Here is a 22,240-nt window from a genome sequence, read left to right on the forward strand (position 1 = left end):
CAAAGGAGCGGACCCTCCGGGTCCGCTCCCAGGCATGCCCAACTCCCGTCTCTTTATCGGTAGTTGGGATTTCTTTGCCTTCCGTTGACAACTGACTGAAATTCATATTTAGGTATGCCTTACCTAAGCTGTAGATGGGTTCCGTGGCCTGTCCGGCTTTCCTGACACCGAGAAAGGTGCTCTTCCCCATGAGAGTTGTTCCGTCCGCCCGTACCGCCGCCCGCGCGGGTCTCGCCGTCGTCGCCTCCGCCGCGCTGACCCTCGGCCTGGCCACCTCGGCCTCCGCCGCCACCTCGACCCGCACGGTCGTCGACGGCAGCACCACCTACAACCTGTCGCTGACCGCGCCCGGCACGGTCACCGCGGCGGGCCAGGTCGTCACCGTCACGGGCTCCGGCTACAACACCGGCCAGGGCATCTACGTCGGCCTCTGTGTCGTCGACGGCGCCGCAGGCGCGAACAAGCCCACCCCCTGCCTGGGCGGCCAGGACGAGACCGGCGCCACCGGCGCCTCGCACTGGATCAACAACGTCTTCGGCGGCCTGTTCGCCAACAGCTCCAAGTTCGGTACCGGCGGCACCTTCAGCGTGCAGATCTACGTCCAGGCCACCCTCGACGACGGCAGCGTCTGCGGCCAGGACGTCGACTGCGCCATCGTCACGCGCGCCGACCACTTCGACAGCGGCGACCGCAAGTACGACGTGCACATCCCGGTCACCTTCAACTAGGCGCCCGTAAGCCCGACCGGTCACGCCACGCGGGCCGGCCCTCCCGGCCGGCCCGTTCCACCCAGTGATCATCCGTCACCCGAGGAACTCTTCATGACAGACGACAGCCCCGACCGGCAGCGGCGGGACGACAGGACCAGACCCCGCTTCAGACGCTCCGCGGCGCTCCTGGGAGCCGTCGCCCTGGTGGCTGCCGGAGCCGTGGCCGTCACCGTCGGCTCGACCGCCCAGGCCGCCGACACCCCGAAGACAGCCCTCGGCAAGGACGGCCAGAAGCTCACCGTCTCCGCCTCCGCCAACCTGGACCCGGCCGGCGAGGAACTCACCGTCACCGGCTCCGGCTACGACGACACCAAGGGCATCTACGTCGCCGTCTGCAAGGACAACGGCGACAACCGCGTCCCCACCCCCTGCCTCGGCGGCGCCGACCAGACAGGGGGCAGCGGCTCCTCGATCTGGATCATCCCCAGGGACGCCTCGGACGAGGGCGCGGGCGGGGTCGCGATCCGGTGGGGCGAGGGCGGCACCTTCGACGTCGAGCTGGGCGTCAAGGCCAAGGACAGTGGCCTCGACTGCCTCCAGGTCGCCTGCTCGGTCGTCACCCGTGTCGACCACAACGGCTCCGGCGACCGCTCCCAGGACGTCCGCATCCCGATCACCTTCGAGGGCCAGGACCCGGGTGACGGAGACGACGGCGACGGCGTGGACGTGCCGGCGGGCACGGTCAGCTATGTCCAGTCCGCGGAGTTCACCACTGCCGGCCGGCCCCTCGACCTGCTGCTGCACCCCGACTCCGGGAAGCTGTACGTCGGTTCGGACAACATCCCCGACACCGCGGACGTGGCCGAGCAGGGCCTGTATGTCCTGGACCCGAAGGACGGCAAGGTTCTCAGCCACATCGCGCAGGCCCCCGGCCTGAACGGTGCCATGGCCAACCGGGTGGTCCGCCGGATCGTCGCCTCGCTCGCCGGCGACGGCGTGGTCTTCCACTACCCGCTGCGCGGCATAGGCACCGCCAAGGACGGCGACACGGTCGCGCAGGGCATCTGGGCCACCGGTGCGACGTTCACCGGCGTCGGTCAGGACGCCGACACCTCCACCGTGCTGGTCGCGGCGGGACCCGAACTGCGCCGCGTCGAGATCGCCACCGGCACCGTCAAGGACACCGTCACCCTCGAAGGCGGCAACGAACTCGGCGTGGACGCCGCCCACGGCGCCGCCTGGTCCGTCGGCACCGCCGAGGGCAAGCGCGTGCTGCGCCGCGTGGACACCGGTACCTTCGACGTCACCGCCACCGCCGAACTCACCACCGACATCCTCACCTTCGTCGAGCCGGACCCCGCTACCGGCAACGTCTGGGTCGGCAACGGCACGTCCGTGCTCGTCTTCGACAAGGACGCCAAGCTGCTGACCACCCTGACGGGTGCGGACCGGTCCATGGCGATGGCCTTCGACCAGACCACCGGACGGGCCTTCGTACTGCGCGAGGACGTCTCCGACGGCACCACGGACAACACCGGAACCCTCCAGATCCTCGACAGCGCGACCTTCCAGCCGGTGGCCGCCGACGTCGCCCTGCCGGGCAGCGTCAGGGTGGGCTACGCGGGCGTCGCCGTCACCCCCGGCGCCACGTCCGTCTACATCACGCGGTCGATGGAGAGCAAGGTCGTCAAGTTCGACCTCCGTATGTCACCCAAGGTCGTCCAGTCCCCGACGGACCGCTCCGCCGCTCCCGGCGACGAGGTCACGTTCGTCGCGGCGGCCGAGGGCACCCCGGAGCCGACCGTGAACTGGCAGGTCAGCTCGGACGGCGGCCAGACCTGGTCCGCGATCGAGGGCGCGACTCGGAACGCGTACACCTTCACCGCCAAGGCGGCGCAGGACGACTACGAGTACCGCGCCGAGTTCAAGAACTCCGTGGGCACCACCCGCACTTCACCGATCACGCTCACCGTCACGGAGGCCAGCGGTGACGGCGGCACCACCACCGGAGGCGACGACGGCGACGAGGACACCGAGCCCTCCGGCACCAAGACGGTCACCGGCTCCGAAGGCCAGAAGCTCACCGTCACCCCGGTCAACAACCTCGCCACCGAGGACCAGACCCTGAAGGTCACGGGCTCCGGCTACGACGAGGAGAAGGGCATCTACGTCGCCCTGTGCGTCGACAACGGCGACGGCGAACTGCCCACCCCGTGCATCGGCGGCGTCGACATGACCGGCGCCTCCCACTCCTCCGCGTGGATCTCCTCCAACCCGCCGGACTACGGCGAGGAGTTGGCGATCCCGTACGGCGAGGACGGCTCCTTCGAGGTCGAACTCACCGTCGACGCCAAGGACGAGTACACCGACTGCTTCGAGGTGACCTGCGTCCTGGCCACCCGCGCCGACCACACCCTCTCCGGCGACCGCTCCCAGGACGTCAAGGTGCCCGTCGCCTTCGTCGGCCAGGACCCCGTCGACACCGACGACGGCGACACCGGCGGTACGGACGGCGGCAGCACGACGTCCGGCGGTACCACCAGCACCGGCGGTTCGAGCTCCGGTTCCACCACGGGCGGCACCACCGGCGGATCCACCAGCACCGGCACGACCACCACCGGCGGCAGCCTCGCCTCCACCGGTGTCACCGTCCTGAGCGTGGCGGCGCTGGCCGCGCTGCTCACGGCGGGCGGCTGGTTCGTCTACCGGCGCGCACAGGTGAGGGGTACGGACACCCCGTAAGCCGTACGACGACGAGGGCTCCCCGCACACTGCGGGGAGCCCTCGTTCACGTAGAACATGCCGTCACGCGGCGACGGGCAGTCCCGGGGTACGGAAGACCCGGTGCGCGGTGTCGACCGCGAACACCTCGCAGCCCTCCCGCGCGGCGGCCCACTCGATGCCCTCCGCGCCCATCGCGAACGCCGCTGTCGCCGTCGCGTCCGCCTCGGTCAGTGACGGGGCCACGACGGTCATGCTGAGCAGACCGGTCGCCGGCCGGCCGGTGCGTCCGTCGACGATGTGGTCACCGCGTTCGTACCGCGCGGAGGTCGCCACCGCGCCGTCGCTGATCTCCAGCACCGTGCACAGCTTGTCGGCCTGCTCCGGGTGGCGTACGCCCACCCGCCAGGGGCCGCCGACCGAGGCCACGTCGCCACCGGCGTTCAGGCAGAACTTCGCCGTCCCTCGCGCCGCCAGCAGATCCGCGGCCCGCTGCACCGACCAGCCCTTCACCATCGCGCAGGGATCGAGGCCGCGGCCCGGCAGCCGCACCTGGAAGGCGCCGAGGGTCGCGACCCGGTAGTCCTCGCACAGGTCGAGGACCTCGACCAGGTCGGGGCTGAGCTCGTGGGCCGCCAGCTCGCCCCGGTCAAGCCGGGACACCTCGCTGTCGGGCTTGAACGGGCTGAACCGCGCGTCGACCTCACGCAGCCACGCGAACACCTCGTCCGCAGCCTCCTCCTGGGACTCCCCGTCCCCGTCGTCGATCCGCAGCGACACCGGGAACCCCATCACATGCTCGACCCGCCGCACTTCAGGCGCCCTTCGCGTCGATGGCGGCCTGGAGCGACTCCTTGTAGCCGTCGCTGGTGATCGTGGCACCGGACACGTTGTCGATGTCGGCGCTCTGAGCGTCCAGGGTTTCCTGGATGAGCTTGGGGACGGCGGCGGTGGTCTGCGGGTGGTTCGGCTGCGTGAGCATCCGCACCGAGGCGATCGTGTCGCCCTCGAAGGTCACCTCGACCTGCACGTCGCCCTTCTCGGTGGCAACGGTCGAGCCCGCGACTGTCTCGGACGCGGCCTCCGAGGAGGCGGACGCGGAGGGGGAGGCTGTGGAGGTCTCCGGCTTCGCGTCGATGGCGGCCTGTAGGGACTCCCTGTAGCCGTCGCTGGTGATCGTGGCGCCGGAGACCGTGTCGATGTCGGCGCTCTGTGCCTCCAGGGTTTCCTGGATGAGCTTGGGGACGGCGGCGGTGGTCTGCGGGTGGTTCGGCTGCGTGAGCATCCGTACGGAGGCGATCGTGTCGCCGTCGAAGGTGACCTCGACCTGGACGTCGCCCTTCTCGGTGGCGACGGTCGAGCCCGCGACGACCTGCGTGGAGGTGCCTGAGGAACCGGAGGAGGCGGATGGCGTGGAGGCGGGCTCGGTGACCGTCGTGGCGGCGGACGACGTGTCGGCCGTCGGTTCGTAGCGCCACACCGTGATCAGGCCCAACGCGGACAGGGCGACGACAGGCAGTACTCGCTTCACTGTGTTCCCCTCATCCGGCCAGGCTGAAGCGTTCGGAATGGATCTGCGGCTTGGGCACGCCCAGCTCGCGCAGCGTGCGCAGGACGGCGCCGGTCATGCCGGGCGGGCCGCACACATAGACGTCCCGTTCGGTGATGTCGGGCACGAGCTTGACCAGCTCGGGCGGCGCCAGCCGGTCCGGCACGACCGGTCCGCTGATCAGGTGCAGCATCGCGCCCTTGGCGTGGGCCAGGTCCCGCAGCTCCTCGTAGAGGACGGCGTCCTGATCCCTGGCGACCCGGTAGATGAGCACCACGTGGCCCTGCAGTTCCTCGAGGAGCGCCCGCATCGGGGTGATGCCCACGCCGCCGGCGATGAGCAGGGCGTCCGGCCGGGTCCGGTGCATCGTGGTGAACGCGCCGTACGGGCCCTCGGCGAAGACGCGCGTGCCGACCTTGATGTGCCGCAGGGCAGCGGTGCCGTCGCCCGCCGTCTTCGCGGTCAGGCGCAGCGTCCGGCCGTCCGGGGCGGCCGACAGCGAGAACGGGTTGGCCTGCCACCAGCGGTCCCTGGTCAGGAACCGCCACAGGAAGAACTGGCCCGCCCGCGCGGGCAGTTGGTCCAGGTCGCGCCCCGTCATGTAGATCGACACGACGTTGTCGGACTCGGGGACGACGGCGGAGACCCGCAGCTGGTGGCGCAGGTTCCGCCACAGCGGGAGCACCACCCGGCCCAGGAACACCGCACCGAGCGCCGTGCCCCACATGCCCCACCAGTACGCCGTCGCCGTGGACGACGTGGTGAAGGTCGTACCGACGCCGATCTGGTGCGTGAACGCCAGCACCACCGCCACGTACGTGTACAGGTGTATGAAGTGCCAGGTCTCGTACGCGAGCCGCCGCCGGGCGTACCGCGCCGACACCGCGCCTATCACCATGATCAGCACCAGCGCGGTGATCGACCGCAGCACGCCCTCGACGGTCTCGGCCAGGTTCACCAGCTGGTCCACCGGACCCATCGACGAGGACTCGGCGTAGCCGAAGGTGATGAACACGGCGTGCCCGAGCAGCGTCCACAGCAGGCTGAAGCCGACCCAGCGGTGCAAGGAGGTCAGCCGGTCCATGCCGATCCGCCGGTCGAGCCACGGCAGCCGGGCGACCAGCAGCAGCTGGAAGGCCATCAGGAGCGCGCCGTACAGGCCGGCGAGCCGCCCGATCAGGATCAGGGCGTTCGAGTCGCGCGGGGACTGGAGGAAGAAGACGGCCACCACGCCCACGTTGACGGCCAGCAAGGCGTACAGGCCCGTGCGGGCCACCACCTTGGGGCGTACCGCCGTGGGGGGCGGTTGAAGACGTTCGACAGTCGTCACGGACGGGAGCTCCTCGTTCGGGTCCGGGGACACCGAGCCTGCCGGGTGGGAGCTGTCGTTTACCTGTCGATCAACTTTCAAGTTCTTACCGATACGCATGTGGCGAGCCCGCAGGTATGGCGTTCGCAGGCGCGTGAAGCACTATGGGCTCGTGGAAAAAGTACGACTTCTCGTCGTGGACGACGATCCTCCCATCGCCGACCTGGTCGCGACGGTCGCCCGCTACGAGGGGTGGGAGGCCGTCACCGCGAACTCCGGAGAGGAGGCGCTGAGCCGCGCCGCCGAATTCCATCCGGACATCGTGGTGCTCGACCTGATGCTGCCCGGCCTCGACGGATTCGGCGTCCTGGACCGGCTGCGTCAGTCCGGGACGATGGTCCCCGTGGTGTTCCTGACCGCCCGGGACGGTGTGGCCGACCGGGTCGCGGGCCTCACCCGGGGCGGCGACGACTACCTGGTCAAGCCCTTCGCGGTGGAGGAGCTCATGGCCCGGCTGCGGACCGTGCTGCGGCGCAGCGCCGGGCCCGGGTTCCAGCGGTCCGTGCTCAGGGTGGCCGACCTGACGATGGACGAGGACACCCGCGAGGTACGGCGCGACGAGAAGCTCCTCACGCTCACCCCGACCGAGTACGAGGTGCTCCGCTACCTGATGCGCAAGTCACCGACCGTGCTCACCAAGGCCCAGATCCTCGACCACGTCTGGGAGTACGGCTTCGGCGGCCGCTCCAACGTCGTCGAGCTGGTCGTCAGCCGTCTGCGCCGCAAGCTCGACGACGTGGGCGAGCCGCTGATCCACACAGTGCGGGGCGTCGGGTACGTGGTCCGGCAGGTCGCCGAGTGATCCGCCGGTTCCGGGAGACCTACCGCAGGATGCGCCTGGGCACCCGGCTGGCCCTGGGCCTCGGCGTGCTGTCGCTCGTGGCGTTCGCCGTCGTCGGCACGGCGATGTCGATGCACATGCGGGACTACCTGGAACGCCAGCTGAACGACCAGATGAAGGTCGTCCAGCTCACCCAGACCGAGGAGGCCAAGGAGAACGACAACGAGCACGGAGAGCCGTACTGGGGCTGGTACACGGCCTCGTACAAGGTCTCCGGCGGTACGGCCGAGATCCGCGAGCCCGCCGACGCGCCCGCGGACGACGACGCACTCGCCGCCGCCGCCACGGCGCTCGCCGACTCGGGCTCCACCGACCTCGTCCGTACCGCCCACATCGAGGGCGAGGGCACGTACCAGCTGCGCGCCTGCGCCGTCGAACCCGGCGTGGTCCTGGTCACCGCGGCGCCCATGAAGGACATCGACAACACCATGCAGCAGCTGGTGACGGTCCAGGTCGTCGCGTTCGCGCTCGCGCTCCTCGCGCTCGTCGTCATCGGCCGGGCGGTGCTGCGGCGCGGCCTGCGGCCACTGAGCGACATGGCGCACACGGCCCGTGGCATCACCTCCCACGACTTCACCGAATCGGCCCGGCTGCCGGTACGCGCCGACCGCGGCGACGGCGGCCCGGAGGTCGAGGAACTGCGCACCGCGTTCAACACCATGCTGGAACACATCGACGACTCCCTCGCCGTCCGCACCGAGGCCGAACAGCGGCTGCGCCGGTTCGTCGCGGACGCCTCGCACGAGCTGCGCACCCCCCTGATGTCGGTACGCGGCTACGCGGACCTCTTCCAGTACGCGGCGGCCAACGAACCCGGTGAACGCGACAAGCACCTGGCCCGCCTGCGCGCCGAGGCGGCCAGGATGGGCATACTCCTCGACGACCTGCTGCTGCTCGCCCGCCTGGACGCCGGGGAGGTGGAGGCACCGCTGCGGCTGGTGGACGCCGACCTGACGGAGCTGACACGCGAGGCGGCGGACGCCTTCCGCGCGGGCCACCCCGAGCACGAACTGACCGTGCAGGCAGGCCCGGAACCGGTCCGGCTGCGCCTCGACCCGCTGCGCATCCGGCAGGTGCTCGACAACCTCCTCACCAACGCCGCCGTGCACACCCCGGCCGGTACGCGGGTGTCCGTGGAGGTGTCCGTCGACTCCGGCGCCGCGGTGGTGCGCGTCGCCGACTCGGGCCCGGGCATCCCCGCCGCCGACCAGGAACAGGTCTTCGACCGCTTCTACCGCGTCGACAAGGCCCGCAGCCGCGACCGGGGCGGCAGCGGTCTCGGCCTCGCGGTCGCGCTGTCCCTGGTGCGGGCACACGGCGGCACCGTCGAACTGACCAGCCGCCCGGGCGCGACGGCCTTCACCATCAGGATTCCCCTCACCGCCGGTCCCTGACGGGGCGCGCTTCTCGGCCGACTTCGGATGGTCCACGAGCGCGATGCGCGGGGCACGGTTGGAACAGTTGTGGTTGCGCACAACTGTTCGGGCATGTGTATCCCCGGTCTGCGGGACAAGTGGCGGAAGGGCCGTCCGCGGACTCCCGTCGAGGTGGCCGGAAGCGGCGCTCGCTCCCAGCGGTCGGCGAGACCTGACTTAGTGTCAAAGGTGCCTGCTCCAATGCCTGTTGTGCGGTCGGAGTGACCGTGTGCAGGATCGCCGAGGGGGACGCGGTGTCTTGGATCGATCCGTACGTGAAGCACGACGGTGGGACTCCGATGTCGGGTGTCTGCGGTCCTGTCGCTGTCGGGGGGCAGCGATGAGCCGCCGCCCGCCCGCGCGGCGGCGGCCCCGTAAGCGCCTTGCGCGCGCCTCGACGAAGCCCAAGGGGCCCCAGCGGCCGGCGCTCGTCGTAGCGGCCGCCGCAGGTGTCGCGCTCTGCCTCGCCGTAGTGCAGTGGCTGCTGGACAACTGGTGGCTGCTCGCCGTGCTCGCCGCCGTGGTGGTCGGGGCGGGCGGTCTCTGGCTCACCCGGTGGGCGGTGAGCGCTCGCTGGGAGTGGGCGCACGTACGGAGGCTGCGGTACAAGCTCCCTCAGCTCGACAGGCTCCATCACGAGGACTTCGAGTTCGCGGTACGGGACCTGATGCGCCGTGACGGCTGCGGGGACGCCGTACAGGTGGGCGGCGCCGGGGACAACGGCGCGGATGTGACGGCGACCGATCCGCTCGGCAGGCGCTGGGTGATCCAGTGCAAGCACCGGCAGAACGGGGCCTCGGGGTCAGCGGTGGGAACCCCGGATCTGCATGTGCTCAACGGAACCGGTCGGCAACTGCACGGCGGGGACGTGGTGGTCCTGGTGACGAACGGACGCTTCACCGCGGGATGTGAGCCGCTGGCGAAGTCCCAGAAGCTGCACCTGGTCGACCGCGGGACGCTGGGGGAGTGGGCGGGCGGCTCGCGCCCCCTCTGGGAGCTGCTCCAGAAGCTGCCCCCGCCGGGGAAGCGGTCGGCTTCGATGTCCTGAGGAACGGTGCGGGACCGGCTTCTCGGCCGGGTCGAGCAAGCCGCCCGGAGTGGCCTCCAGGCGCCCGCTGCCACCGCCTCGGCCTCACTCGCTGTGCAACACCTCCGCGATCGTCAGCCGTGCCGCGCCCCGCGCCGGGATGAACGCACCCAGGACCGCGATCGCGACGCCGGCCAGGGCCATGCCGGCCAGTGCGGGCGCCTGCCAGACGTCCGTCATGTACGAAGGCAGGGAGATGGACACCGCGTCCGCCATGCGAGGCACCACCAGGTGGTGGCCCGCGATGCCCAGCGGGATGCCGAGGAGCGAGCCGACCGCACCGAGTACGGCCATCGACGTCACCATCATCGCCGTGACCTGCCGGGGCGTCATGCCGATGGACTTGAGCATGCCCAGATCGCGGCGGCGGTCGCGGGTGTTGAGGACGACCGTGTTGAAGACGCCGAGCGACGAGACCACGGCGAGCATCAGGGTGAGCACCGTCGCGGAGCCGATGATCGTCTGGGTGATGGTGTTCGGCCCGGTCACCGCCGTGCTGACCCCGGGGTCGGCGGCCCGGACCGCGCGTGCGTAGGCCGCCGGGTCAGCGCCCTCGCGGAGCTTGACGTGGTAGGCGATGGGCTTCTCCTTCGGGGCGAGGGCCGCCATCGTCGACCAGTCGGTGGCGATCCCGTCCCCGGTGCTCTCCATGTACTCGCCGACGATGGTCACCTCCTCCTGGCGGTCGCCCTTCTCCAGAGCGAGGTGGTCGCCGACCTCCAGACCGTGCTCGCGCAGGAAGGCCGATCCGGCAACGGCCTCGCCGGCACGGTGCATCCACCGGCCCTCGGTGAGCACGTTGTCCAGCTGCGGCCGGTCACCGCGACGCCCCTCGACCCACAACTTCTGCACGGTGCCCGCGATGCGCACGTCGGCGTCCGCCCTGGCGGTGACCTCGGTCGCGCCGGGCAACGAGCCGAGGAGCGACTGGAGTTCGAGATCGCCGTGGACCGGCTCGACCTCCTTGCCGTCCTTGTAGTTGCTCGCGTAGACCGTGACCTGGAAGGCGTCGCGCCCCGCCTCCCCGAACCTGGTCATCGTCGTGGCCAGACCGGTCGCGAACGTCACGGTGGTCACCCCGAGGACCACCGCGGCGAGCGTGAGGGCGCTCCGGCCCGGCCGGGCGAACGGCAGGCCGAGCCCCAGGCTCACCGACCGCGGCAGCCTGCTGCCCGCCAGCCGGCGCTGGACGCTCAGCGCCCGCCCGGCACGCGGGGCGCTGCCCGCGCTGATCGCCCGCGCCGCGGACAGCCGGTGCGCACGCGCCGCCGGGGCGAGGGCGGCCAGGACGCAGACGGCCGGCATACCGAGCAGGGCGAGAGCGTTCACCCAGGTCGGAATCCCGACGTTGCCGTGGAACACCCCCGCCTCGGGCCCGGTGAACACGAACTCGAAGAAGGGACGCGCCAGGACGTTCCCGAGGACGGTGCCGAGCACGCACCCGGCGAACGCCGGAACGGAGATCATCGTGAGGTAGACGGCGACGACCTGCCACGGCGTGAACCCCAGCGCCTTGAGGATCCCGATGTGCCGCAGGCCCGAAATCACCGCGCCCCCCACCACGTTGGCGACGATGAGCACCGCCACCACGATGCCGAGGACGCCGAAGGCCATCAGATAGGGCGCGTACGCCCGCGCCGAACTGCCTATCGACTCCTTGAGGGTGAGATACGACTGTGAAGAGGCCAGCGCGTCCTTCGGCAGCCCATCGGTGACGGCGGCCAGGTTCGTGCCGATCCGGCCCTTCGAGGACGCGTCCGTGAAGCGGTAGAGCATCTGAGTGGTGGTCGGGTGCAGGGCCGCCATCTGTTCGGGGACGACCCAGGCATCGGCGGTCCGGCTCAGGTCGAAGGCGAACCCGACGACGGTGAGGGTCGGACCCGACGGCACCCGGATCTTCTTGCCCAGGTCGTCCGGGGCCCAGCCCTGATCCCGGTTCACGACGATCTCGCCCGGCCGGGTGGCCCAGCGGCCCGCCCACACGTCCAGTCGGTCCACCGGGCCCTGCGGGTCGGAGCGGCCCACGACCGTGACCGTGCCGAAGAGGGCGAACCCGTCGCCCTCTCTCGGCAGGTCGTCGATCGTGGCCTGGGCGAAGGGACCTGCGGCGGCCTCGACCTCCGGCTGCTCCGCCGCCCGCGTCAACTGCTCGTCCGAGACCTTGGCGGGATCGAACGCGGCGACGACATGCGGGCCGCGCTGCTCGGCGAAGGCCCTGTCGAAGGGCGCGGAGGCCGCGTCGACCAGACCGAGCGCGACCACCATCGCCCCGGTGGAGGTCAGCGTGACCAGCGCGATGACGAGCGTCTGGAGCCTGCGCCGCCGCACCGCCGCGCGTGCGGCCCGCCACACCGCCCTCATGCGGACGGCTCCAGGGTGTGCTCGCCGGTCACCCGGCCGTCGGTGACCTCGACGAGGCGGCTGGCGCAGCGCCGGGCGAGATGTTCGTCGTGCGTCACCAGGACCAGCGTCTGGCCGATCTGGTTGAGATCGAGCAGCAGGTCCATCACCTGCTCGCCGGCCCGGCTGTCGAGTGCGCCGGTCGGCTCGTCGGCCAGCAGCAGGGCGGGGCGGTTCATCAACGCCCGTGCCACGGCGACGCGTTGCCGCTCACCGCCGCTGAGCACCGCCGGATAGGCGTTCCGGCGGTCCGCGATGCCGAGCTCCTCGAAGAGCTCAAGGGCACGGCGGCGGGCTTGCCGGGCCGGAGATCCGGTCAACTGGGCCGCCAGGGCCACGTTGTCGAGCGCCGACAGGTCGTCGATCAGGTTGAAGAACTGGAAGATCATGCCGATGCGGCGCCGCCGGTACAGGGCGAGCCCCTTCTCGTTCAGCGCGCCCACGTTCTCGCCGTGCACGAACACCGTGCCGCCCGTCGGACGGTCCAGACCGGCGATCATGTTGAGCAGGGTGGACTTGCCGCACCCCGAGGGCCCCATGACGGCGACCGCCTCCCCGGCGTGGATCTCCAGCGACACCCCGTCCAGAGCCGTCGTCTCGCCGAACTCCTTGCGTACACCGTCGAGTCGTACGACGGGCTCTTCCCGGCTGTTGCCGCCCTCGGCGACCATGCTGCCTCCATTGACCATGCACAGGACGCTAAGCGGGGGAGCGGGCCCGGGACATCCCTCCCCGGGTGGCAAACCGATCCGCCCTCATCCTGGAGATGCAGGGCCCTGCGTCCACAGGCCGATGCGGACCGGGCGGCCTTCTGCGAAGGTGAGCCCCGTGGGGAAGTGGGAGCTGGAAGCGCTGGTGGCGGCGCTCGGGGTGGCATGGGCGACCGCCGGATGGTTTGCGGTGGCGTGGCTGCGTACCCGGCGCCGATGGCACACGGCAGTGGGGGAACGCGGCTGGCTGCTCGAGCGGGAGCGGCAGAGTGCCGCCCATGACGCGGTCGCGGCCGAACGCGACCGCATCGCCCGGGAGTTGCACGACATCGTCAGCCACAACGTCAGCCTCATGGTGGTCCAGGCCGGAGCCGCCCGCGAGGTCCTCGGCACGATGCCCGACGAGGCGACACGGGCGTTGCGGGCCGTCGAGGACGCGGGGCGCGGCGCGATGACCGACCTGCGGCACCTGCTGGGGCTGCTGGCCCCGTCGCAGAGCGGCGAGGAGCCGGATCAGGACCCGGACGTGGACGGTGGGAGAGGCGACAACGGCGGTACGGCGGAGCTGTCGCCCCAGCCCGGCCTCGGCCGACTGGGCCAACTCGTCGACCGGATATCGTTCGCCGGGCTGCCCGTCGAGGTGCGGATATCCGGCGAGCCGCGCCCGCTGCCGGAGGGGATCGACGTGACCGCGTACCGGATCATCCAGGAGGCGCTGACCAACGCGCTCAAGCACGGCGACGGCGGCAAGGCCGAGGTGACCGTGCGGTACGCGGACCACGCGCTGCGCGTGGAGGTGCTGAACACCGGCCCGTCCGTCCTGACCGGCAGCGTGTCGGTGCCGTCGGTGCAGGTCCCGCGACACCGGGAGGGCGCGGGCCGCGGACTGCTGGGGCTGCGCGAGAGGGTCGCGGTGTACGGAGGGGACCTGGACGCCCGGCGCCGCCTCGGCGGCGGCTACCGGGTCCGGGCGCGCATTCCGCTGGACCGGCCGTGACAGGGAGAACCGGGGAGCGGGCTCCCCGCGTCCTCATCGCCGACGACCAGACACTGATCCGGAGCGGCTTCCGGCTGATCCTCACCGCCCGCGGCATCGACGTCGTGGGCGAGGCGGCCGACGGCGTGGAAGCGGTCGCGGCGGCGCGTGAACTCCTCCCGGACGTCGTGCTGATGGACATCCGCATGCCGAACATGGACGGCCTGGAGGCCACCCGCCGCATTCTGGCGCAGGCCCCGGACTGCCGGGTCCTCATGCTGACGACGTTCGACCTGGACCGCTATGTGTACGCCGCGCTGGCGCTCGGAGCCAGCGGCTTCCTCCTGAAGGACGTCACCCCCGAACACCTCGCGGCGGCCGTACGCCTGGTCGACACCGGCGACGCCCTGCTGGCCCCGTCGATCACCCGGCGCCTGGTGGAACGCTTCGCCTCGGACACCGCCCGCGCACCCGCCGTGCACGCCGACCTCACCGCCCTGACCCCCCGCGAGCTGGAGGTCCTCACCCTGCTGGGCCGCGGCCTCTCCAACACGGAACTGGCCGCGGAACTGACCCTGAGCGAGGCGACGGTGAAGTCCCACGTGGCCCGGATCTTCGCCAAACTGACCCTCCGCGACCGCTCCCAGGCCGTGGTGCTCGCGTACGAGACGGGGCTGGTCAAGGCGGGGGACCCGGGCGGGAGCGCTCACCGGGGCGGGTGAGACGGACGTCCGCGTCCTGCTTCCCCGCCCGGACACGGGCACGTACCCGGGCTCATGCGCGCCGGGCGAGCCCCGTGTCGTAGGCGAAGATGACCGCCTGGACGCGGTCGCGGGCGTCGATCTTGGCGAGGATCCGGCTGACGTGGGACTTGACGGTCGATTCGGCGAGATGGAAGTGGTCGGCGATCTCGGCGTTGCTCCAGCCGGAGGCCATGGCGGTCAGCACCTCGCGCTCCCGGTCGGTGAGGGAGTCGAGCCGGCTCCGCTGGTCGGGCGTGGCGCCGGGCAGCCGCTGGTTGAAGGCGTCGATGAGCTTGCGGGTCAGGCCCGGCGCGATGACGGCGTCCCCGGCGGCCACCGCCCGGATACCGGCGACCAGTTCGTCGGGCAGGGCGTCCTTGAGGAGGAAGCCGCTCGCGCCGACGCGCAGGGCGGCGTACGCGTACTCGTCGAGGTCGAAGGTGGTCAGCACCAGGACGCGGGAGCGGCCGCCGGACTCGACGATGCGGCGGGTGGCCTCGATGCCGTCCATGCCGGGCATGCGTACGTCCATCAGGACGACGTCGGGGCGTAGTTCGGCGGCCATCCGGACCGCCTCGGCGCCATGGGTGGCCTCGCCGACCACGGTCAGGTCGGGGTGCTGTTCCAGGAGCATGCCGAAGCCGAGGCGTTGCAGGGCCTGGTCGTCGACGATGAGGACGGTGGTCATGCGGGGCGCTTCTCCGAGGTCGAGGGCGAGGTCGTGGTGGTGATCATGAGGTGGGCGCGGACCGCCCAGCCTCCTTCGGCGGTGGGGCCCGCGATGACGTTCCCCCCGTACAGCGCGGCACGTTGGCGCATGCCGACCAGACCGCGGCCGCCGTCCTCGTCCCCGGTTCGCGGGGCGCGGGACGGTCCGGTGTCCTCGACCGAGAGCCGTACGACGGTGTCGTCGGTGGAGAGGGCGATGTGGACGGCCGTATCGGCGGCCGCGTGCTTGAGGGTGTTGGTGAGGGCCTCCTGGACGATGCGGTAGACGGCGAGCTGTAGGCCCGGGGCGAGTGGGCGGAGGTCGCCGTCGGTGCGCAGGGTGACCTCGGGGCCGGCACCCCGGACCCGTTCCAGGAGGGGTTCGAGGTCGGCGAGGCCCGGCTGGGGGGCCAGCGGGGTGTCCGCCACGGTGTCACGCTCCTCGCCGATGACGGCCAGCAGACCGCGCAGTTCGGCGAGGGCGCCGCGGCCGCTGTCGGCGATGATGCGCAGGGTCTCGGCGCCCCGCTTCGGCTTCGTCTCGGTGAGTCCGGCGGCGCCGTCCGCGAGGCCGACGATGACGGCGAGGGTGTGGCCGAGGATGTCGTGCATCTCCCCGGCGACACGGGCGCGTTCGGCGGCGGCGGCGAGCCGGGCCCGCTGGTCGCGCTCCACCTCCAGACGGGCGGTGCGTTCGACCAGGGCCCTGACGTACGCGTTCACGATCCGGCCGACCAGGCCGGCCGCGGCGACCGCCGCCACGAGCGCCGTCTGCACGATCGCCAGCACCGGGGTCTCCCAGAACTCGTTGGGCGGCTGGTCGGCGGCGCGGACGACGACCCCCACGGTCGTCTGTGCGCAGGCGATCGCGATACAGACCGCCAGCTGGGCCGGCCTGACGGCGCGGCCCACGTTGAGCAGCGCCACGATCCGCGCGGCCTCCGAGCCCGTGTCGACGTCCATGGCCAGCCCCACGGCGCTGACGACGGTGGTGAGCGCGAAGACCAGGACGGGCCGCGGCTGCCGCCACAGCAGCGGGACACAGAACGCGAGGACCAGCGCCAGCACCGTCGGTACGCCCGGTCCGCCACCGTCCGCCGCGTTCCGCAGAGCGGGGGCGCCCAGCGCCGCGCAGAGGACCGGCACCGTCCAGCGCCGCACCCAGGGATGCGCCAGGTCCGCCCTTCTCGTCCGGATGAGCCACTGCAGGACCGCGAGGTCGGAGCGGTTCTGCGACCCGCCAAGCAGTGCCTCGGGCGTGAGCGGTCGGGCCGGCGGCCCGGGCGCGGTCGGTGCGGTCACGTCGTAGGCCCTCTCGGGGGTGGTCACGGCTGCTGCGGGCCGTACGTCCTGCTCGGATCGTACGGCCGACAGCTCAGCCCCTTCCGGAGGGAACGGGCTGCGGGTCCTCCGACCCCTCGATGTCCTTCGCCTTCTCCAGCCGTTGCCGCAGCCTCTCGCCCTCGACGTCCACGTTGGGCAGCAGCCGGTCGAGTCGGCCGGGCAGGGACCAGGCGCGGCGGCCGAGGAGGGCCATGACGGCGGGGACGATGGTCATCCGGACGACGAAGGCGTCGAAGAGGACGGCGGAGGCGAGGCCGAGGCCGATCGACTTGATGAGCGCGGTGTCGCTGAACAGGAATCCGGCGAACACGGAGATCATGATGACCGCGGCGGCCGTGACCACCCGGGCCCCGTGCCGGAAACCGGCGATCACCGCCTCCTTCGGATCGGCGCCGTGGACGTACTCCTCGCGCATCCGGGTGACGAGGAAGACCTGGTAGTCCATCGCGAGCCCGAACACCACGCCGACCATGAAGATCGGCAGCACGCTCACGATCGGGCCGGTCTGGTCGACGCCGAAGACGTCCGCGAGCCAGCCCCACTGGAAGACGGCGACGACGACGCCGAGGGTGGCGAGAACGCTGAGCAGGAAGCCGGCGGCGGCCTTGACCGGGACCAGGATCGAGCGGAACACCAGCATCAGCAGGACCAGCGCCAGGCCGACGACCACGCACAGGTACGGCAGCAGCGCGTCGCTCAGCTTCTTCGAGATGTCGATGTTGAGAGCGGTCGTACCGGTGACCATCAGTTCGGCGCCCGTTTCGTCCCGCAGAGCGGCGCCCCGGTCGCGGATGTCGGTCACCAGGTCGACCGTCTCCTGGCCGCTGGGGGAGCTCCCCGGAACGGCGCGGATCAGTGCCACGTCGCCGCTCTCGTTGAACGTGGCGGGGCTCACCGAGGCGACGTCGGGCAGACCGTCGAGGAGGGTGACCGCGTCGTCGGCTGCGGCCTTCGGGTCGTCGCTCGTGCGGGCGTCGACGACCACGGTCAGTGGCCCGTTGTAGCCGGGGCCGAAGCCGTCGGTGATGGTGTCGTAGGCGGTGCGCTGGGTGCTGTCGGGGGTGGCCGTCGCGTCGGTGGGCATGCCGAGCTGCAGCGACAGGGCCGGGATCGCCAGCAGGAGCAGGCCGGCCACCGAGACGGCCAGGACCTTGACCGGGTTGCGCAGTACGAACCGCGCCCAGCGCACGCCCAGGGCCTCGCCCTCGCCGCGCTCCTCCGCTCGCCTGCGGCGCGTCTTCAGCTTGCCGGCCGTGATCCGGGTGCCGGCGAAACCGAGCATCGCGGGCAGCAGGGTGAGCGCGATGACCACGGCGACGACGACCGCGAAGGCCGCGCCCACACCGATGTCGGTCAGCATCCGGATGCCGATGACGCTGAGCCCGGCCAGGGCGATGACCACGGTCAGGCCGGCGAAGACGACCGCGGAGCCGGCGGTGCCGAGGGCCCGCCCGGCGGCCTCCTCCGGCTCGTGCCCCTCCTTCAGCTCGCCGCGGTAGCGGGAGACGATGAACAGGGCGTAGTCGATGGCCACCGCGAGACCGAGCATCAGCGCCAGCGTGCTGGTGCTGGAGCTCAGGTCGACGAACGAGCTGACCACCGTGATCGCGCTGATCGCCGCGATGATCCCGAAGAGCGCGGTGAGCAGCGGCAGTCCGGCCGCGACCAGTGAGCCGAAGGTGATGACCATGGCCACGGCGGCGATCGCGATGCCGATCAGCTCGGTCGCGCTCTGCTCGGTCTGCTCGTTGAGGGCGGTGCCGCCCATGCTCACGGCGAGTCCGGCCTTTTCGCCCTGTGCGGCGATGTCCTCCAGGTCCGTGCGGGCCGCGTCGCTGACGTCGGCCTGGGCGACCGAGTACGTCACCTGCGCGTAGGCGATGGTGCCGTCCTTGCTGACGGTGCCGCCGGTGTAGGGGTCGGTGACGCTCGCCACCTGGGACGCCGACTTCAGCTCGGTGACGAGGGACTCGATCTCGGACTTCTCGGCCGCGGAGGTCAGCTTCCGCCCGTCCGGCGCCTCGAACACCACCCGGGCCGTGGCCCCGTCGGCAGACGCCTGCGGGAACTCCTTCTCCAGCAGGTCCAGCGCCTTCTGGGACTGGGTGCCGGGGATGGCGAAGGCGTCCGACGTACTGGCGGACACACTCGCGGCCCCGATACCGACGGCGGCCAGGACGGCTATCCACAGCATCAGGACGAGCCGTCGTCGTCGGAACGAGAACCGGCCGAGCCGGTAGAGGAAGGTGGCCACGGAGAACTCCCGGAAGGCGTGCGAGGAGACACAAGGAGGGCGGGAAAGGTGGAAAGGAGGCCGTCGAGGCCCCGTGGCACCACGCTATGAACGCCTTGCCGTCATCCCATGGCACTGGCGAGGTGAATACGGCCCTGACGACCGGTACTCCGGTGCCGTGGCCGTGTCATCCCTGAGAGGTACGCTCCGGCGGCCCGCGGCGTGCACGCCGCGGGCCATCTGCAGGGGTCACTGTGTCCCGAGAACCGGACGCGCCCGTCTCACCCTCCGTGAGGTCGACGGGATGCCCTACCAGGCTTCCTGCGTCCCGAAGTACCGCTTCCAGAAGGCGAGTTTCTCGGGGGACGCCACGCGCATCGGCCCGCAGCGCTCGCCGACCTCCATCACGGTCGGTGAACCGGGACTGTATGCGGGCCACCTGGGCAGGCCGCGGCCGTTGGGGTCGCCTGTGGTGATGTAGTTGGCCAGGTAGGAGGACATGGTGTCGGCGATCTCGCGGTCCTGGGCCGTCCATCCCTGCGTGCTCGGGTGGAGGTTGCCGAAGAAGTAGACGATCTCGGAGCCGTGGTACGCGCCCCGGATGTCGTGGTCGGGGCCCGGCGGGCGGTGCGTCCAGAAGTACGTGTACACCGGCCGGTCGGCGCCCTTGGTCCACTCGGTGCCCCACAGGTACGTCGAGACCCGGGAGTTGTCGCGGATCGCGTCGTTGCTTGCGAGGGCGGCCTCGTCGTCCGTGCTCGCCGGGTAGAGCCGCAGGAACTCGTCGGCCATCGTGCCGAACTTCCGCCGTGCGGCGCCGACATGGTCATCGAGGGTGACGTGGACGGGAGGGGCGCCGGGGCGGTCGGGGTAAGGCGTCCGGCGCCAGTACTCGAAGGCGGTCTCGGGCACGGCCCCGCTCTCGTCGAGGTTGTTGCCGGCCAGATACCAGACGTCGTTCTGCGCTCGCGCGTCGTAGGTCGCCCGATAGCCGGCCGGCAGGATCCAGCCGTCGACGACGGGCCGGAACAGTGGAGGCTTCGCGACTGACTTCGTGTCGACCGACTCGTCCTTGAGCGAGGCGCCGTCCGTGAAGTCCTGCCAGGGCAGGGCACGCAGTTGCGTGAGCGTGGTCGCGCCCTTCGCCGCTGCGTAGACCGGGCCCTGCTGAAGCGCGGCGTCCATCTTCCGCAACGACACACCCAGGTAACGCAGTTCGGGATCGCTCGGACAGCGGACCTGGCTCTCGGCGACGGAACGCCGGAAGAGCCCGGTGGCGAGCGGCGACATGGACAGCATGTTCGTGGAACCGGCACCGGCCGACTGGCCGCCCACGGTGACCTGGTGCGGATCGCCGCCGAACTCGGCGATGTTGCGCCGGACCCACTTCAGGGCCGCGATCTGGTCGAGCAGACCGTAGTTGCCCGAGACGCCTTGGCGGGACTCCGCGCTCAGCTCCGGGGTGGCGAGGAAACCCAGGGCGCCCAGGCGATAGTTGAAGGTCACCACGACGACGCCCTTGGCGGCCAGGACCGAACCGTCGAACGCCGGGTCCGATCCGGTTCCCCCGGAGAATCCTCCGCCGTAGATCCACACGTACACCGGGCGCCGCTCGCCGCTTCTCCTGGCGCCCGTCCAGATGTTGAGGTTGAGACAGTCCTCGCTCATCGTGAGCGTGCTCGACGCCTGCGGCGGTGAGTCACCGAACGCGTCGGCCGTGCGGACGCCCGTCCAGGACGGCGCCGGACGCGGCGGGCGCCACCGGTTCTTTCCGGCGGTGGAGGCGGCGTACGGGATCCCCTTGAAGACGGTGACCCCGGATGCGGCGGCGGGCACACCGGCGACGAGGCCGGACTGCGTCCGGACCGGCTTGCCCGCGAACTGCTGTGCCGCTGAGGCGGGTTGAGTCGCGGCGGCGTCGGCGAGGACGACGCCCGCGGTGAGGCCGAGGAAGGCTCGCCGGCGCAGGACCGGGTCGGTGGGATGGGCGGCGTGGCTGTCTGGAACGGTCATACGGAACTCCCGATCACTGAGTGGAGGGGGATGGCGGCAGGGGCCGGTTCACCCCGCCGTGGGAGGGAAGAAGGCGGTGCCGGTGAGGAAGTCCCTGAGGTTGAGGCGCCATGCGAACCAGTTGTGGCCGCCGTTGACGAAGCCGGGCGTGACCGGGACACCGAGGCCGGTCAGGAGGGAGACCTCGCTGGCGTGGTAGTTGTGGCTCGGGTCCTGCCAGCCGCCGCCGACGTAGATGCGGGCCCGCTTGAGCGCGGCGACCTGGGCGGCCGTGACGGACGATGCGTCCGGCAGCGTGTAGTTGCCGCGCCGGCCGGGGCTGAAGACCCCGTACGAGCCGAACTCGGCGGTGTGCCCGAAGAGGAGAGAGTTGGTCAGGGATGCTCCGTAGCCGAGGCCCGCGGCGGCGCGGTCCGTTGCGGCAGTGGAGACGTGGTAGCGGGACTCGACGTACGGGATGAGGGTGTCGGTGAGGTTCCGGTCGAAGGACGCGTAGCCGGTTGAGTCGGGGAAGCCGGCCGTGTTGGGCATGACGACGACCATCGGCGGGATCTGCCCGGTGACGATGAGGTTGTCGAGGATGCGGCCCGCGTCGCCCTGTGTGCTCCAGTCCATCTCGGTGGCGTCGCCGCTGAAGAGGTAGAGCGTGGGGTACGGCTTCGCCCTGCCGGAGTCGTAGCCCGGCGGTGTGTAGACGGAGAGATGGTTCTCGCCGGGCGGGGTGACCGAGGTCGGGGCCGGATAGGTGACGTGGGTGAGCGTGCCGTGTTCGCCGGTCGAACTCGGGCCCTGCCAGGCGTAGTCGACCGTGCCGTACGCCGGGTCCGAGGGCACGTACACCTGGCTGGTGCGTTCGACGGTTCCCGAGACCTTGCCGTCCTTCTCGTTCCAGGGCGGGTTCGCCGGGTCCGAGACGGCCGTACAGGTGGCCTGGGTCGCGTCGGCGCAGTCGACGTAGAAGGAGTAGGTGAAGACCCCGGACGGCAGCGGTGCGGTGTACGTCCACACACCGTCGCGGCCCTTCTTCAGGTCGATCACGGGCCAGTTGGCGGCGGGGGAGTTGGGATACGCGACGGGGATGTCGCCGGGCTGCCAGTCGGCGGGCAGCGTGCCGGGGGTTTCGAGGGCGGTGCCGTCGTCGGTGGTGAGCGCGGACAGTTCGTAGGGGTTGGCGAAGTACCACTCGCCCTTGATCTGTACGCGGTCCGCGTCGGGGTCCTTGTAGCGGAAGGTGACCCGGTAACCGGTGGGGCCGGTGCCGGTGTGTACGACCTGCGGGGAGAGGCGGTGCGGGCCGGCGGACGCGGCACCGCTGCCGCTGCCCGCTGTAAGGACAAGGGCGGCGATGAGGGCCGAGAAGGTCCGAAAGACCTGCGTTCCAGGGCGTGTTGTGGTGTGCGGCATGGCAACTACGTAACCCC

General features: G+C 71.1%; 17 protein-coding genes. 7 read left to right on the forward strand and 10 right to left on the reverse strand.

Annotated elements, in window-relative coordinates:
- Positions 1 to 188 precede the first annotated feature (188 nt).
- Together OG219_RS37745 and OG219_RS37750 are read left to right on the forward strand one after the other, a co-directional pair.
- Entirely contained in the window at positions 189 to 728 is a 540-nt protein-coding gene (locus tag OG219_RS37745; protein ID WP_266834296.1) for a hypothetical protein, read from the forward strand.
- A gap of 93 nt (positions 729 to 821) precedes the next feature.
- A complete protein-coding gene (locus OG219_RS37750; protein WP_266834298.1) occupies positions 822 to 3,452 on the forward strand; it encodes an immunoglobulin domain-containing protein in 2,631 nt (876 codons plus the stop codon).
- 63 nt (positions 3,453 to 3,515) lie between these two features.
- Here the strand turns inward: OG219_RS37750 and OG219_RS37755 are convergent, their stop codons facing one another.
- The 3 genes from OG219_RS37755 to OG219_RS37765 are packed head-to-tail and all read right to left on the reverse strand — an operon-like array spanning position 3,516 to position 6,310.
- A complete protein-coding gene (locus OG219_RS37755) occupies positions 3,516 to 4,244 on the reverse strand; it encodes an FAD:protein FMN transferase (protein ID WP_266834300.1) in 729 nt (242 codons plus the stop codon).
- Between the two features lies 1 nt (position 4,245).
- Positions 4,246 to 4,962 (reverse strand): FMN-binding protein, encoded by a 717-nt coding sequence (locus tag OG219_RS37760; protein WP_266834302.1) that lies wholly within the window; start codon positions 4,960 to 4,962, stop codon positions 4,246 to 4,248.
- 10 nt (positions 4,963 to 4,972) lie between these two features.
- Positions 4,973 to 6,310, reverse strand: a complete 1,338-nt coding sequence (locus OG219_RS37765) for a ferredoxin reductase family protein (RefSeq protein WP_266834304.1) — start codon at positions 6,308 to 6,310, stop codon at positions 4,973 to 4,975.
- 151 nt (positions 6,311 to 6,461) lie between these two features.
- On the opposite strand from OG219_RS37765, the gene OG219_RS37770 reads away from it, so the two are divergent.
- The 3 genes from OG219_RS37770 to OG219_RS37780 all read left to right on the forward strand — a co-directional run bounded on the left by OG219_RS37770 (position 6,462) and on the right by OG219_RS37780 (position 9,653).
- Complete coding sequence (locus tag OG219_RS37770) at positions 6,462 to 7,151, forward strand: response regulator transcription factor (RefSeq protein ID WP_266473748.1); 690 nt, start codon at positions 6,462 to 6,464, stop codon at positions 7,149 to 7,151.
- Positions 7,148 to 8,584, forward strand: a complete 1,437-nt coding sequence (locus OG219_RS37775) for a HAMP domain-containing sensor histidine kinase (protein WP_266834308.1) — start codon at positions 7,148 to 7,150, stop codon at positions 8,582 to 8,584. The genes OG219_RS37770 and OG219_RS37775 overlap by 4 nt, the downstream gene beginning before the upstream one ends.
- A gap of 361 nt (positions 8,585 to 8,945) precedes the next feature.
- Positions 8,946 to 9,653 carry a restriction endonuclease gene (locus tag OG219_RS37780; protein ID WP_266834310.1) on the forward strand — a complete coding sequence of 236 codons (708 nt, stop codon included), beginning with the start codon at positions 8,946 to 8,948 and terminating at the stop codon, positions 9,651 to 9,653.
- 84 nt (positions 9,654 to 9,737) lie between these two features.
- Here the strand turns inward: OG219_RS37780 and OG219_RS37785 are convergent, their stop codons facing one another.
- A complete protein-coding gene (locus OG219_RS37785) occupies positions 9,738 to 12,053 on the reverse strand; it encodes an ABC transporter permease (RefSeq protein ID WP_266834312.1) in 2,316 nt (771 codons plus the stop codon).
- A complete protein-coding gene (locus tag OG219_RS37790) occupies positions 12,050 to 12,781 on the reverse strand; it encodes an ABC transporter ATP-binding protein (RefSeq protein ID WP_266834314.1) in 732 nt (243 codons plus the stop codon). The genes OG219_RS37785 and OG219_RS37790 overlap by 4 nt, the downstream gene beginning before the upstream one ends.
- A gap of 139 nt (positions 12,782 to 12,920) precedes the next feature.
- Between OG219_RS37790 and OG219_RS37795 the strand changes: the two genes are divergently transcribed.
- Positions 12,921 to 13,799 (forward strand): sensor histidine kinase, encoded by an 879-nt coding sequence (locus OG219_RS37795; protein WP_266834316.1) that lies wholly within the window; start codon positions 12,921 to 12,923, stop codon positions 13,797 to 13,799.
- Complete coding sequence (locus tag OG219_RS37800; RefSeq protein ID WP_266834318.1) at positions 13,796 to 14,500, forward strand: response regulator transcription factor; 705 nt, start codon at positions 13,796 to 13,798, stop codon at positions 14,498 to 14,500. Before OG219_RS37795 ends, OG219_RS37800 begins: the two co-directional genes overlap by 4 nt.
- A gap of 52 nt (positions 14,501 to 14,552) precedes the next feature.
- Here the strand turns inward: OG219_RS37800 and OG219_RS37805 are convergent, their stop codons facing one another.
- The 5 genes from OG219_RS37805 to OG219_RS37825 form a co-directional block, all read right to left on the reverse strand.
- Entirely contained in the window at positions 14,553 to 15,209 is a 657-nt protein-coding gene (locus OG219_RS37805; RefSeq protein WP_266834320.1) for a response regulator transcription factor, read from the reverse strand.
- Positions 15,206 to 16,558 (reverse strand): sensor histidine kinase, encoded by a 1,353-nt coding sequence (locus OG219_RS37810; RefSeq protein ID WP_266834322.1) that lies wholly within the window; start codon positions 16,556 to 16,558, stop codon positions 15,206 to 15,208. Before OG219_RS37810 ends, OG219_RS37805 begins: the two co-directional genes overlap by 4 nt.
- Before the next feature lie 46 nt (positions 16,559 to 16,604).
- Entirely contained in the window at positions 16,605 to 18,827 is a 2,223-nt protein-coding gene (locus tag OG219_RS37815) for an MMPL family transporter (protein WP_266834324.1), read from the reverse strand.
- Positions 18,828 to 19,115: 288 nt separating this feature from the next.
- Positions 19,116 to 20,819 (reverse strand): carboxylesterase/lipase family protein, encoded by a 1,704-nt coding sequence (locus OG219_RS37820; RefSeq protein ID WP_266834326.1) that lies wholly within the window; start codon positions 20,817 to 20,819, stop codon positions 19,116 to 19,118.
- 48 nt (positions 20,820 to 20,867) lie between these two features.
- Complete coding sequence (locus OG219_RS37825; RefSeq protein ID WP_266834328.1) at positions 20,868 to 22,223, reverse strand: alpha/beta hydrolase-fold protein; 1,356 nt, start codon at positions 22,221 to 22,223, stop codon at positions 20,868 to 20,870.
- Positions 22,224 to 22,240: the final 17 nt, after the last annotated feature.

The sequence above is a fragment of the Streptomyces sp. NBC_00038 genome, from assembly GCF_026343635.1.
In the GTDB taxonomy this organism is placed as follows: Bacteria; Actinomycetota; Actinomycetes; order Streptomycetales; family Streptomycetaceae; genus Streptomyces.

Coding starts and splice junctions, on each gene's coding strand:
- OG219_RS37745 (WP_266834296.1), top strand. CDS start 189: ATGAGAGTTGTTCCGTCCGCCCGTACCGCCGCCCGCGCGGGTCTCGCC.
- OG219_RS37750 (WP_266834298.1), top strand. CDS start 822: ATGACAGACGACAGCCCCGACCGGCAGCGGCGGGACGACAGGACCAGA.
- OG219_RS37805 (WP_266834320.1), bottom strand. CDS start 15,209: ATGACCACCGTCCTCATCGTCGACGACCAGGCCCTGCAACGCCTCGGC.
- OG219_RS37820 (WP_266834326.1), bottom strand. CDS start 20,819: ATGACCGTTCCAGACAGCCACGCCGCCCATCCCACCGACCCGGTCCTG.
- OG219_RS37790 (WP_266834314.1), bottom strand. CDS start 12,781: ATGGTCAATGGAGGCAGCATGGTCGCCGAGGGCGGCAACAGCCGGGAA.
- OG219_RS37785 (WP_266834312.1), bottom strand. CDS start 12,053: ATGAGGGCGGTGTGGCGGGCCGCACGCGCGGCGGTGCGGCGGCGCAGG.
- OG219_RS37780 (WP_266834310.1), top strand. CDS start 8,946: ATGAGCCGCCGCCCGCCCGCGCGGCGGCGGCCCCGTAAGCGCCTTGCG.
- OG219_RS37825 (WP_266834328.1), bottom strand. CDS start 22,223: ATGCCGCACACCACAACACGCCCTGGAACGCAGGTCTTTCGGACCTTC.